13 protein-coding genes are annotated in these 12,127 nt (G+C 63.9%); all 13 read right to left on the bottom strand.

Annotation, left to right across the window (positions count from 1 at the left end; genetic code table 11):
- Positions 1-135: 135 nt before the first annotated feature.
- The 13 genes from uvrC to rpoE all read right to left on the bottom strand — a co-directional run bounded on the left by uvrC (position 136) and on the right by rpoE (position 12,100).
- Positions 136-2,109: an excinuclease ABC subunit UvrC gene (gene uvrC, locus Q9246_RS16995; RefSeq protein WP_306391834.1), complete on the bottom strand. Its 1,974-nt coding sequence runs from the start codon at positions 2,107-2,109 to the stop codon at positions 136-138.
- A complete protein-coding gene (gene acpS, locus Q9246_RS16990) occupies positions 2,109-2,528 on the bottom strand; it encodes a holo-ACP synthase (protein ID WP_306391833.1) in 420 nt (139 codons plus the stop codon). Before acpS ends, uvrC begins: the two co-directional genes overlap by 1 nt.
- Position 2,529: 1 nt before the next feature.
- On the bottom strand, positions 2,530-3,309 hold the full coding sequence (gene pdxJ, locus Q9246_RS16985; RefSeq protein ID WP_306391831.1) for a pyridoxine 5'-phosphate synthase: 780 nt from the start codon (positions 3,307-3,309) through the stop codon (positions 2,530-2,532).
- Between the two features lie 10 nt (positions 3,310-3,319).
- On the bottom strand, positions 3,320-4,114 hold the full coding sequence (gene recO, locus Q9246_RS16980; RefSeq protein WP_306391830.1) for a DNA repair protein RecO: 795 nt from the start codon (positions 4,112-4,114) through the stop codon (positions 3,320-3,322).
- A 24-nt stretch (positions 4,115-4,138) separates the two neighbouring features.
- A complete protein-coding gene (gene era / locus Q9246_RS16975; RefSeq protein ID WP_306391829.1) occupies positions 4,139-5,035 on the bottom strand; it encodes a GTPase Era in 897 nt (298 codons plus the stop codon).
- Complete coding sequence (rnc, locus tag Q9246_RS16970) at positions 5,032-5,805, bottom strand: ribonuclease III (protein WP_306391827.1); 774 nt, start codon at positions 5,803-5,805, stop codon at positions 5,032-5,034. The genes era and rnc overlap by 4 nt, the downstream gene beginning before the upstream one ends.
- A 74-nt stretch (positions 5,806-5,879) precedes the next feature.
- Positions 5,880-6,278 carry a DUF4845 domain-containing protein gene (locus Q9246_RS16965; protein ID WP_306391826.1) on the bottom strand — a complete coding sequence of 133 codons (399 nt, stop codon included), beginning with the start codon at positions 6,276-6,278 and terminating at the stop codon, positions 5,880-5,882.
- A gap of 12 nt (positions 6,279-6,290) precedes the next feature.
- The gene (gene lepB, locus Q9246_RS16960) at positions 6,291-7,220 is read right to left on the bottom strand and encodes a signal peptidase I (protein ID WP_306391825.1); all 930 of its coding nucleotides are present in this window, start codon (positions 7,218-7,220) and stop codon (positions 6,291-6,293) included.
- Entirely contained in the window at positions 7,220-9,013 is a 1,794-nt protein-coding gene (lepA, locus tag Q9246_RS16955) for a translation elongation factor 4 (RefSeq protein ID WP_306391824.1), read from the bottom strand. The genes lepB and lepA overlap by 1 nt, the downstream gene beginning before the upstream one ends.
- 233 nt (positions 9,014-9,246) lie before the next feature.
- Entirely contained in the window at positions 9,247-9,522 is a 276-nt protein-coding gene (locus Q9246_RS16950) for a glutaredoxin family protein (protein WP_306391823.1), read from the bottom strand.
- Positions 9,519-10,973: a DegQ family serine endoprotease gene (locus Q9246_RS16945; RefSeq protein WP_306391822.1), complete on the bottom strand. Its 1,455-nt coding sequence runs from the start codon at positions 10,971-10,973 to the stop codon at positions 9,519-9,521. The genes Q9246_RS16950 and Q9246_RS16945 overlap by 4 nt, the downstream gene beginning before the upstream one ends.
- A gap of 139 nt (positions 10,974-11,112) precedes the next feature.
- The gene (locus tag Q9246_RS16940; RefSeq protein WP_306391821.1) at positions 11,113-11,427 is read right to left on the bottom strand and encodes an RseA family anti-sigma factor; all 315 of its coding nucleotides are present in this window, start codon (positions 11,425-11,427) and stop codon (positions 11,113-11,115) included.
- Positions 11,428-11,497: 70 nt separating this feature from the next.
- Positions 11,498-12,100 (bottom strand): RNA polymerase sigma factor RpoE, encoded by a 603-nt coding sequence (gene rpoE / locus Q9246_RS16935; protein WP_306391820.1) that lies wholly within the window; start codon positions 12,098-12,100, stop codon positions 11,498-11,500.
- Positions 12,101-12,127: the final 27 nt, after the last annotated feature.

Genomic DNA, 12,127 nt, shown 5'->3' with positions numbered 1-12,127 from the left:
GCTTGGCCGTTAGTCTACATGGCTATGCTTGTTTGGGCCAGATGACTCATCTGTATGCCGAGAAATGGCGCGTGTGCAAGCTCAACGGTTGGCAGACGCATCGGGTTGACCGTTTGGGGGCGCGCTCGAGCACCCTCAATGCAACTGCCTGTAAATCTCTTCCGCCAACGCGCTCGAAATCCCTTCCACCGTCATCAAGTCCTCGACACTCGCATCGATCACTCCGCGCAGGCCGCCAAAGCGCGCCAGCAGCCGCTGGCGGCGCTTGGCGCCAATGCCTTCGATCTCTTCCAGCCGCGACGCCTGGCGCGCCTTGGCGCGCTTGGCGCGCATGCCGGTGATCGCGAAGCGGTGCGCCTCGTCGCGGATCAGGGCCACCAGCATCAGCGCCGCCGATTCCTTGCCCAGTTCCTGGGCCGGCCGGCCGTCGGCGAAGATCAGGGTCTCCAGGCCCACGCGCCGCCCTTCGCCCTTGGCCACGCCGACGATCATCGAAATGTCCAGCCCCAGCTCCGTAAATACCTGGCGCGCCATCTCGACCTGCCCCTTGCCGCCATCGACCAGCACGATGTCCGGCATCACGCCCTCGCCGCCCGCCACCTTCTCGTAACGGCGCGTCAAGACCTGGCGCATGGCCGCGTAATCGTCGCCCGGCGTGATGCCATTAATATTGAAGCGGCGATATTCTCCGTTCTGCATCTGGTGGTGATGGAACACCACGCACGAGGCCTGGGTCGCCTCGCCCGCCGTGTGGCTGATGTCGAAGCATTCGATGCGCAAAGCCTCCAGATCTTCGCTGTCGAGCTGCAAGGTATCGGCCAGCGCGCGCGTGCGCGCCTGCTGCGAACCCTGCTCGGACAGCAGGCGCGCCAGCGCGATCTCCCCGCCCTTGCAGGCCATCTCGAGCCACTGGCGACGCTGCCCGCCCGGCTGTAGCACCAGGCTGATGCGGTGGCCGCATTGCTCCTGCAAGGCCATGATCAATTCGGGCTGGTCGAACTCGACGTTCAGGATCAGGGTGCCCGGGATGAACTGGCCCGCATAGTGCTGGGCCAGGAAGGCGCACAGCACCTCCACTTCGAGCGGGCATTCGCCCAGCGAGTCGCCCACATGGCTCGGGAAATATGCCCGGTCACCCAAATGGCGCCCACCACGCACCATCGCCAGGTTCACGCAGGCGCGCCCGCCCTGCAGCACCACCGCGATGACGTCGACGTCGGCGTCACCGGTCGTCTCCATGCTCTGCGCATGCAGCACCTTCGACAGGGCCTGGATCTGGTTGCGCACGCCGGCCGCCTGCTCGAACTTCAGCTCCATCGCATAGGCCTGCATCTTGTTTTCGAGGTCGGCCATGACTTCGCTCTGGCGCCCGCGCAGGAAACGCGCCGCATTCTCGACGTCCTGCTTGTATTCCTCGGGCGCGATCAGTTTCACGCACGGCGCGCTGCAGCGGCCGATCTGGTGCAGCAGGCAGGGCCGCGTGCGGTTCGCGTACACGCTGTCCTCGCAGGTGCGCAACTGGAACACGCGCTGCAGCAGCTGGATCGATTCCTTGGCCGCCCATGCGCTGGGGAAAGGACCGAAATACTGGTTTCTCTTGTCCAGCGCGCCGCGGTAATACGCCATGCGCGGCGCCTCGCCGCCCGTGATCTTGATGTACGGGTAAGACTTATCGTCGCGGAACAGGATGTTGTAGCGCGGCTTGAGCGTCTTGATCAGGTTGTTTTCCAGGATCAGCGCCTCGGCCTCGCTGCTGACCACCGTCGTCTCCAGCCGCGCGATCTGCGACACCATCATCGCGATGCGGGGACTGGACAGGTTCTTCTGGAAGTAGCTCGAGACACGGTTCTTGAGGTTGCGCGCCTTGCCGACGTACAGCACATTGTCGGCCGCATCGAAGTAGCGGTACACGCCGGGCAGGCCCGGCAACCGGTTGACGACGGCCAGCACTTGCGCGCGCACATCCGCCTTGACCTTGGGGCTGAGTTCGCGGTTGGCTTCGGCGCGCGATTCTTCGCGCGCTTCCGAAAGGCGCTCGCGTCCCAGACGGGCCGCGAGCTCGGGCGTCACTTCGACAGACGATGATGCAACAGGTTTTGCTTCAGACATTACTCAACCAGGGGTGATGATGCGGCCGGCGCCTGGGTCACGATCACGAAGGCGACGCCGTAATCGGCCTCGTCGCTGATCGTCACCTGGGCGCTGAGCCGATGCTCGCGCATGAAGTCGCCAAGGGCGCCGCTGCAGACGATGACCGGCTTGCCGCTCGGGTCATTCAGCATCTGGGCGGAGCGCCAGGTCATGGGCATGCGCATGCCCATGCCGATGGCTTTCGAGAACGCTTCCTTGGCCGAGAACCGCGTCGCCAGGAAGCGCAGGCCGCGCACCGCGTTCTTGGCGCTGCGGGCATGGTATTTTTCCAGCTCTTGCGGGCCGAGGATCTTCTCGGCGAAGCGCGGGCCGCTGCGCGCGAGCGCCGCCTCGACACGCGAGATCTGGACGATGTCGGTGCCGATGCCGTAGATCATCCTAGACTCCAGCTTTCGGCGCGTAGGAAACGCCCAGGCGCGCCGCGACCATGATCGCCTTCATCTCGCGCACCGCGTTCTCCCAACCCGCAAACAGCGCGTGGGCAACGATCGCGTGGCCGATGTTCAGCTCGTGCAGGTCGGGAATCGCGGCGATCGGCTGGACGTTGGTGTAGTGCAGGCCGTGGCCGGCATTCACGCGCAGGCCGCGCTTCGCGCCTTCATGCACGCCCAGCTTGATCCGTTCGAGTTCGTGCGCCACCTCGGCGCCTTCGGCCTCGGCATAACGCCCCGTATGCAGTTCAATGACGGTGGCGCCAACGCTTGCCGCTGCTTCGATCTGGCGCGCATCGGCATCGATGAACAGCGAGACGCGGATGCCCTCGTCCTTGAGCTGCTTCACCGCCGCCTCGACCTCGTTGTAGTAGCGCACGACGTCCAGCCCGCCCTCGGTCGTCACTTCCTCGCGCCGCTCGGGCACCAGGCACACGTCCTGCGGTTTCACCTGGCAGGCGAAGTCGATCATCTCGCGGGTCACGGCCGCTTCCAGGTTCATGCGCGTGGCCAGCAGCGGACGCAGGGCCAGCACGTCGGCATCCTTGATGTGGCGGCGGTCTTCGCGCAGGTGCAGCGTGATCAGGTCGGCGCCCGCCTGCTCGGCCAGCAGCGCGGCGCGCAGCGGGTCCGGATACGTTGTCCCGCGCGCATTGCGCACGGTGGCGATATGGTCGATGTTCACGCCCAGGTCGATCACCTGGCCGGCGGGTTGCAGGAAGCTCATAGTGTTCTTTTTACAGTTGCATCAAGTCGATCAAAATCTGGCGCGTATTGAGCGGCTGGCCGCCCAGGTGGTGCGCCAGCAGGAAGCGCATCAATTGCTTGCTCTGCACCTGGGTCGCCGGATCAGTATAGTCCTCGCGCTCCATATCCAGCAGGGTCTTGCCCAAAACGACGGGCCAGACCTCGCCGACGCCCGCCACGCGCGCGCCGCGCTCCGGATCGACCACATAGGAGTCGGCCGCTTCTACCCGGCCGCGGCTCGTCGTGCAGCGGCCGAGATCGGCAGCCACGCCCGTCTCCTTAAGTAAGGCTCTTTCGAATTTTCGCAAGACGATTTGCGCCGGTTCGCCATGGGCGAGCTGGTTCAGGGTCGAGACGTAGTGGTCGAACAGGGCCGGATGGCGGTCGTCGCGGGCCAGCAATTTCACCAGCAGTTCGTTCAGATAAAAGCCGCACAGCAACGCCGTGCGTTCCAGCGGCAGCATGCCGCCCACCCATTCGGCATCGATCAGGGTGCGCAGTTCAGACTTGCCGCTCCACGAAACAGACAACGGTTGAAATGTCTGCAGCACGCCGCGCAGCTTCGAGAACGGGCGCTTGGCGCCCTTGGCCACCAATCCCACCCGGCCATGCTCGCGGGTGAACATGTCGATGATGAGACTGGTTTCTTTATAGGGATAGCTGTGCAGCACGAAGCCGGGCTGGCCGACCACGCGGCCGTCGCGGGAAGGAGTGCGAGGACGCTTGCCGGCCGCAGGCGCGGCCTGCTCCGGCACGTCGTCGATGAATTGGTCGTGGCTGGACATGCGCGCGGCTAGCGTCCCCTGCCCTTACTCGTAACCGTAAGCGCGCAGGCCGGCTTCGTTGTCGGCCCAGCCGGATTTGACCTTGACCCAAATTTCCAGGTAGATCGGCCCGCCGAACAGCTTTTCCATGTCCAGGCGCGATTGCGTGGAAATCTCTTTCAGGCGCGCGCCCTTGTTACCGATGATCATCGATTTATGGGTGTCGCGCTCAACCAGGATCGCGGCGAAGATGCGGCGCAGGTTGCCCTCCTGCTCGAATTGCTCGATCAGGACGGTGCTGGTGTACGGCAACTCGTCGCCCAGCAGGCGGAATACTTTTTCGCGCACGATCTCGGCGGCCAGGAATTTCTCGCTGCGGTCGGTGATGTCGTCCGGCCCGAAGATCGGCGGATTCTCGGGCAGGTGGCGCTTGATCTCGGCCTCCAGCGCATCGACCTGGAAGCGCAGCTTGGCCGAGACCGGCACGATGGCGGTGAAGTTGAACAGCGCCGCGAGTTTCTGCGCGAACGGCATCAGGACCGCCTTGTCTTTCACCCGGTCCGATTTATTGATCACCAGCACCACCGGCACGTTGGTCGGCAACATGTCCAGCACTTGCTGGTCGGCCGGGCCGAAGGTGCCGGCTTCGACCAGGAACAGGATCACGTCCGACGACGTCAGGGTGTTCGAGACGGTCTTGTTCAGCGTCTTGTTCAGCGCATTCGCATGGCGGGTCTGGAAGCCCGGAGTGTCGACGTAGATGTATTGCGCGTCGTCATGGGTCTGGATGCCGGTGATGCGGTGGCGCGTGGTCTGGGCCTTGCGCGAGGTGATCGATACCTTGGCGCCGATCAGCACGTTCATCAGGGTCGACTTGCCGACGTTCGGGCGGCCGACGATGGCGATATAGCCGCAGCGGAAGTTGTCGGGAGTGGCGTTCATGCTTTTTCGATTCCTGTTGGTGTTGCCTGGGCGGCCGGTGCGGCCTCGCCCTGGGCGGTAGCGATGCCGGCCAGCTTCAGCTGGGCCGAGCGTTGCCGGGGCTTGCGCGCGCCCGGCGTCTTGGTCAGTGCCTTCTGGGCCGCCTCGAGCGCCAGGCTGGCGGCGGCCTGCTCGGCGGCGCGGCGGCTGCCGCCGCGGCCGAAGACTTGCACGGCCAGCTTCGGCACCAGGCATTCGACTTCGAATTCCTGGCTGTGGGCGGCGCCGTGGGTGGCCACCACATTATAGGTCGGCAGCGGGATGCGCTTCGCCTGCAAGAATTCCTGCAGAAGGGTCTTTGCATCCTTGCCCAGGGTGCTCGGGTCGACGGTATCCAGCAGCGGGATATAAAAGGCGCGGATGACGTCGCGCGCGCTGTCGAAGCCGCTGTCGAGGAAGATCGCGCCAAGCAGCGCTTCCAGCGTGTCGGCCAGGATCGACGGACGGCGGAAACCTCCCGACTTGAGTTCGCCCTCGCCCAGGCGCAGGAATTGCGACAGGTCGAGTTTTTGGGCGATCTCGAACAGCGCCTGCTGCTTGACCAGGTTGGCGCGCAGGCGCGACAGGTCGCCCTCGTCGAGCGCGCTGAAGCGTTCGTACAGCACCGACGCCACGACGCAGTTCAGGATCGAGTCACCCAGGAATTCCAGGCGCTCGTTATGCAGACTGCTATGGCTACGGTGGGTCAGGGCTTGCTGCAGCAGCCCGATTTCCCGGAACGTATACCCCAAGCGCGTTTGCAATAACTGAAGATTCATTGTCGATGTCGTGTGCGTGGCCGGGGCCACGGTGTTTCTGTGAAGCCTTACTGGGCGGCGTTGTCGGCCTCGGCCACCACGCCGCTCGGGTCGGTGGTGCCGGAGAAGTCGATCAGCAGGCTGACATTGCCCATCAGCGGCAGGCGTTTTTCGTAGGCGAAGCTGATCTCGGTCTCTTCGCCGTCGCGGGTAAACACCAGGTCCTGGCCGCGCACCGCCTCGACGTCATTGACGCTGGTATGGCGGTTGAAGGCCTGCTGCATCTCGCGGATGGTGCCGCCGCCCTCCTTGACGGTGGCGATCGCGGACTTGATCGCGTTGTACTCGATATAGGCCGGCACCATGCGCATCGCGAAGATCCCCGCCACGCCGAGCACGGCCAGGGCGCCGATCAGGCCGGACAGGGAAATACCGGTTTGTTTGCTCAGCAACTTGTTGCGATCCATGCGCGCCCCTTGTTATTGGATACCGCCGACACGTTTCGGATTGCTGAAGTTCATCCAGACCACGAAGGCCTTGCCGACGATATTACGGTCAGGCACGAAACCCCAGTAACGGCTGTCCGCGCTATTGTCGCGGTTATCGCCCATCATGAAATACTGCCCTTCCGGCACCACGCAAGTGAACTTGTCGTAGGTGTATTCGCAGTTTTCGCGCAGCGGGAAGTTTTCCACGCTGCCCAGGTCGATATTGCGCTTGTCGGCCGTGTTCAGGATACGGTGGTCGGTGACGCCGCCCGGGCTCGGCAGTTTTTCGACGAACTGCTTGTGGTAGACCGGATGCTGGTCGTCCAGGTAGTCGTCCAGGGCCGTATACTCGACCGGCTTGCCATTGACCGTCAGGCGCTTGTCTTCGTAACTGATTTTATCACCGGGTACGCCAACAACGCGCTTGATGTAATCCTGGTTCATATCTTTTGGATATTTGAACACCATGACATCGCCGCGCTCCGGATTATTGATCTGGATAATCTTTTTATTGATGATCGGCAGGCGGATGCCATAGGTGTATTTATTCACCAGGATAAAATCGCCCACCAGCAGGGTCGGCACCATCGACGACGATGGAATCTTGAACGGCTCCCACAAGAAAGAGCGCAGGATGAACACCAGCGCGATCACCGGGAAGAAGCTGCCCGAATACTCGATCCAGGTCGGCTGGCGCAGGTGGGCCTGCTCGATCGCCGCGCGGTTGCCGTTGTGGTCGACCTTGATCCCATCCGCGACCAGCTTGGCGTTGCGCGCATCGTATTCGCGCAGGGCGGCATCGGCGGCGCGGCGCCGTTGTTTCGCCAGATAGAATGTGTCCAGGCACCAGATGATGCCCGTGATCACCATAGCGACGAACAGGATCAGGGCAAAATTGCCCAGGATGGGTTGCAGGTTCATTATTTATCTTCCACCTGGAGAATGGCGAGGAAGGCTTCTTGCGGAATCTCCACCGAGCCGACCTGTTTCATGCGCTTCTTGCCGGCCTTTTGCTTCTCCAGCAGCTTTTTCTTACGCGAGATGTCGCCGCCATAGCACTTGGCCAGCACGTTCTTGCGCAGCGCCTTGACGTTTTCGCGCGAGATGATGGTGGCGCCGATGGCGGCCTGGATCGCGACGTCGAACATCTGGCGCGGGATCAGTTCGCGCATCTTGGCCGCCACCTGGCGACCGCGATACGGCGCGTTGGCGCGGTGGACGATGATGGCCAGCGCGTCGACCTTTTCGCTATTGATCAGCATATCGACCTTGACCACGTCGGCCGCGCGATTTTCCTTGAACTCGTAGTCCATCGAGGCATAGCCGCGCGAGGTCGACTTGAGGCGATCGAAGAAGTCGAGCACGATCTCGGCCATCGGGATTTCGTAGTGCAGCTTCACCTGGCGGCCGTGATAGGCCATGTCCATCTGGATGCCGCGCTTGCCGTTACACAGGGTCATCACCGAACCCACATACTCTTGCGGCATGTACAGGTTGACGTCGACGATCGGCTCGCGCACTTCGTTGATCTTCGACGGCTCCGGCATCTTCGACGGATTGTCGACGCGGATGATGGTGCCGTCCTTCATCTCGACCTCGTACACCACGGTCGGGGCCGTGGTGATCAGGTCCATGTCGAATTCGCGCTCCAGGCGTTCCTGCACGATTTCCATGTGCAGCAGACCCAGGAAGCCGCAGCGGAAGCCGAAGCCCAGCGCCTGCGACACTTCCGGCTCGTACATCAGGGCCGCGTCGTTCAGTTTCAGTTTTTCGAGCGAGTCGCGCAGCGCGTCGTACTGGTTCGCTTCGACCGGGAACAGGCCGGCGAACACCTGCGGCTGCACTTCCTTGAAGCCCGGCAGGGGCTCTGGCGCCGGACGGCTGGCCAGGGTCACGGTATCGCCCACGCGGGCGGCGGTCAGTTCCTTGATGCCGGCGATGATGAAGCCCACCTGGCCCGCGGTCAGTTGCGGCAGCGAGACCGAGCGCGGCGTAAACACGCCGATGTTCTCGACCAGGTTGACCGACTCGGTCGCCATCAGGCGGATCTTGTCCTTCGGACGCAGGGTGCCGTTCACGACGCGCACCAGCATCACGACGCCGACGTACGGGTCGTACCAGGAGTCGACGATCAGGGCCTGCAGCGGCGCATCCGGGTCACCCTTCGGCGGCGGCACTTTCGCGATCAGGGTTTCCAGCACGTCTTCCACGCCCAGGCCGGTCTTGGCCGAGCACACGGTGGCATCGGACGCGTCGATGCCGATCACGTCCTCGATCTCTTTCTTGGCATTGTCCGGATCGGCGTGCGGCAGGTCGATCTTGTTCAGGATCGGCACGACTTCGACGCCCAGGTCGAGCGCGGTATAGCAGTTGGCGACGGTCTGCGCTTCCACGCCCTGCGAGGCGTCGACCACCAGCAGCGCGCCTTCGCAGGCCGACAGCGAGCGGCTCACTTCGTACGAGAAGTCGACGTGGCCCGGGGTGTCGATCAGGTTCAGGTTGTAGACCTGGCCATCGCGCGCCTTGTACTGCAGCGCCGCGGTCTGGGCCTTGATGGTGATGCCGCGCTCGCGTTCCAGGTCCATCGAATCGAGCACCTGGGCGTCCATTTCGCGGTCCGACAGGCCGCCGCACAGCTGGATGATGCGGTCGGCCAGGGTCGATTTGCCATGGTCGATGTGGGCGATGATGGAGAAGTTACGTATGTTGTTCATTAACAAAGCTCAAAACCAGAAAGGCCGCGATAGGCGGTAAAACGACGATAAGGCGCACTGCCGTGCAGCACGAATGGGCTGCGCAATACGAAAAAGCGCTGCGTCGGGGGCCGTGCCGGTCCCCAGGCGAGCGCCTTGGCAAGCAAGAATTCTTTGGGATGGCAAGACATCACCGCTCCGACCCGGCATTTTACCGGATTTCGAGGCAGAAAGGCCGGTTTCCAGAGGGACGCTCAGGACACATGCCGGGCCAGGTAGGCCCGCACGGCCGCCTCGTCCAGGAAGTAGTGGCACAGCTCGGGCTGGTCCGGATCGCCGTACAGCACCGGCACCAGCTCGTCAAAGCGCGCCACGAGCGCCGGGTCAGCGTCGACGTCCAGCACGGCGACGTCGAACGGCCGCCCCGGCGGCTCGAGCGCGCGCAGCGCCGCCAGCATGTCTTCGCACAGGTGGCACCAGCTGCGCGAGTACAGGGTGAATCGCGGCGCCCCGCCCTGCCTTGTTGTCACTGGCGCGGCTTGAGCGTGATGTACTGCGTCGTTTCCTCGCGCTGCACCAGCAGGGCCACCGCCTTCGACTTGTCGTGCTTGGCCAGCAGGGCCTTGAACTGTTCGACGCTGGTGATCGGCGTATTGTTCCACTGCAGGATGATGTCGCCCGGCTGGATGCCGGCGCTGGCCGCCGGCCCCTGCGCCTCTTCGACCAGCAGGCCGTGGTCGATGCCCATCTCCTTGCGGTCGGCGGGCGGGATAGTCGACATGTGCAGGCCCAGCGCGTCCGGCGCGGCGCTTGGCGCCGGTTTCTTCGGCTGCTGGCGGCCCTGGGTCGGCCGATCTTCCTGCAATTCGACGATGGTGACCGGCACCTCGACCTGGGCGCCGCGGCGCCAGACGGTGACGCTGGCGCGGCTGCCCACCTTGGACGCGCCCACCAGGCGCGGCAGGTCGCCACGCGTTTCGATCGGCTGCTTGTTGAAGGCCAGGATGATGTCGCCGACCTTGATGCCCGCCTTCTCGGCCGGGCCGCCCGGTTCAACCATCGAGACTTCGGCGCCGCGCGCCTTGCCCAGGCCCAGCGATTCGGCCACGTCGCGCGAGACGTCGCTGATCGAGACGCCCAGGCGGCCGCGGGTCACCTTGCCGGTGGCCTTGATCTGGTCGGATACGCGGATCACCTCGTCGATCGGCACCGCGAACGAAATGCCGTTGTAGGCGCCGGACAGGGTCGCGATCTGCGAATTGATGCCGATGACTTCGCCGCGCAGGTTGATCAGCGGGCCGCCCGAGTTGCCGGGGTTGACCGCCACGTCGCTCTGGATCAGCGGCAGGTATTCGCCGGTATCGCGCGACTTGGCCGAGATGATGCCGGCGGTGACGGTATTCTCGAGGCCGAACGGCGAACCGATCGCCAGCACCCATTCGCCGACCCGGATCTTGCTCGAGTCGCCGGTGCGCAGGTATGGCAGATTCGTTGCGTCCAGCTTCAGGACGGCGACGTCGGAACGGACGTCGGCGCCGAGCACCTTGGCCTTGAACTCGCGGCGGTCGCTCAGGGTCACCGTCACCTGGTCGGCGCCTTCGACCACGTGGGCATTGGTCAGCACGAAGCCGTCGGCCGAGATAATGAAGCCGGAGCCGACGCCACGCTGGACCTCGCGCTCTTCTTCCTGCTGCGGGCCGCGCCGGCCGCCGCCGCGCGGCACCATCTGGCCGCCGAAGAAGCGGCGCAGGAATTCCTGCATCTCTTCTTCGCCCGGCGCGCCGCCGCGGGTGCGCACGCGCTCGGTGGTGCGGATATTGACGACGGCCGGCCCCACCTTGTCGATGACGTCGGTGAAGTCGGGCAGGCCGGTGACGGTCGGGGTCGGAACGGGGGCGGCGGCATGGACGGGCTGGAGGAAGGCCGTGGCGCCGGACACGAGCAGTGCCGACAGGAGCAGGCTGGCAGTTTTACTGGTCATGGAATCGCTAACGAATGGCTAAGATTGACTGAATGGTAAGCCATATTGCGCGCTTTGTCGCGCCGCGCCCGGGCCGCTCTCGGCGAAAAACGCGACCTCCCGCGATTGAGGGAGGAGTTTTAAGCGTGGAATAAGGAAGTCAGGAGGAGGAGGCGGTCTTGGCCAGTACGGCCGCCAGCCCGGTCGGTTCGACCGCGACCGCCGCCCGCCGCAGCGGCGGCGGCTCGCTGGCCAGGCGCTCGGCGAGGCGGGCGCGGAAGTCGGGCGACAGGGCCGGCGCGGAGGCCGATGCGGAGGCATCGCGCAGGGCGTCGCCGATCAGGTGGTACAGATCCCAGGCCTGGCGGCCGTCGCTGCCCTGCAGGGCGGCCAGGGCCAGCTCCAGGTCGGCGTCCGGCAGGGCGCCGTCCTGGAGGGCGGAGATCAGTTCGCGCAATTTCTTGGTGGTGTCCATCGGTGGTTCCATCGACGTCGGTATTCGGTCGGCGTTCAATATAAATGCTGTGTTCGTACGATCCCGCTACCTACCGACGTTTGTCAACCGGGAAATCGAGCAAAGGGCGTAATTTCTCGGCAATGACTTCGCGCGCACGGAAAATCCGGCTTCGCACCGTACCTATTGGACAGGCCATCACTTCGGAGATTTCCTCATAACTGAGTCCTTCGATTTCACGCAAGACGATTGCCGTGCGTAGTTCGAGCGGCAATGCTTCCATGGCGGCATTGACGGTATGGGCGATTTGTTTGCTGGCGAGCATGGATTCCGGCGTATTAATGTCGCGCAAGCTATCTGCGTCATCGAATCCTTCGGCGCGTTCGGCATCCGTCTCGGTCGAGGTCGGTGCGCGCCTTCCCTGGGTAACCAGAAAATTCTTGGCCGTGTTAATTCCTATTCGATAAAGCCATGTATAAAAAGCCGAATCCCCGCGAAAATGGCGCAGGGCCCGGTAAGCCTTGATGAAGGTCTCTTGCACCACATCTTCGGCTTCGGCCGGATCGTGGACGAGACGCGACACCAGTCGCAGCAGGCGGCGCTGGTACTTGGAGACGAGCAAATCGAAAGCCCCCTGGTCCCCGGCCTGGACGCGCTCTACCAACAACTGATCACACTCGCGTTCTGTCGTCACGGACCATGCCCCATTGGCGGCCCCACT

Origin of the sequence: Telluria beijingensis (assembly GCF_030770395.1) — a bacterium.
Lineage (GTDB): Bacteria > Pseudomonadota > Gammaproteobacteria > Burkholderiales > Burkholderiaceae_D > Telluria > Telluria beijingensis.
Note: the sequence above shows the minus strand (reverse complement) of the source record. Positions and strands in the feature narration are given on the sequence as shown.

What these genes read in the sequence shown, in the direction of transcription:
- recO (WP_306391830.1), bottom strand. Translation starts at nt 4,114, where the DNA reads ATGTCCAGCCACGACCAATTCATCGACGACGTGCCGGAGCAGGCCGCG.
- pdxJ (WP_306391831.1), bottom strand. Translation starts at nt 3,309, where the DNA reads ATGAGCTTCCTGCAACCCGCCGGCCAGGTGATCGACCTGGGCGTGAAC.
- uvrC (WP_306391834.1), bottom strand. Translation starts at nt 2,109, where the DNA reads ATGTCTGAAGCAAAACCTGTTGCATCATCGTCTGTCGAAGTGACGCCC.
- era (WP_306391829.1), bottom strand. Translation starts at nt 5,035, where the DNA reads ATGAACGCCACTCCCGACAACTTCCGCTGCGGCTATATCGCCATCGTC.
- Q9246_RS16945 (WP_306391822.1), bottom strand. Translation starts at nt 10,973, where the DNA reads ATGACCAGTAAAACTGCCAGCCTGCTCCTGTCGGCACTGCTCGTGTCC.
- lepA (WP_306391824.1), bottom strand. Translation starts at nt 9,013, where the DNA reads ATGAACAACATACGTAACTTCTCCATCATCGCCCACATCGACCATGGC.
- Q9246_RS16940 (WP_306391821.1), bottom strand. Translation starts at nt 11,427, where the DNA reads ATGGACACCACCAAGAAATTGCGCGAACTGATCTCCGCCCTCCAGGAC.
- acpS (WP_306391833.1), bottom strand. Translation starts at nt 2,528, where the DNA reads ATGATCTACGGCATCGGCACCGACATCGTCCAGATCTCGCGTGTCGAG.
- lepB (WP_306391825.1), bottom strand. Translation starts at nt 7,220, where the DNA reads ATGAACCTGCAACCCATCCTGGGCAATTTTGCCCTGATCCTGTTCGTC.
- Q9246_RS16965 (WP_306391826.1), bottom strand. Translation starts at nt 6,278, where the DNA reads ATGGATCGCAACAAGTTGCTGAGCAAACAAACCGGTATTTCCCTGTCC.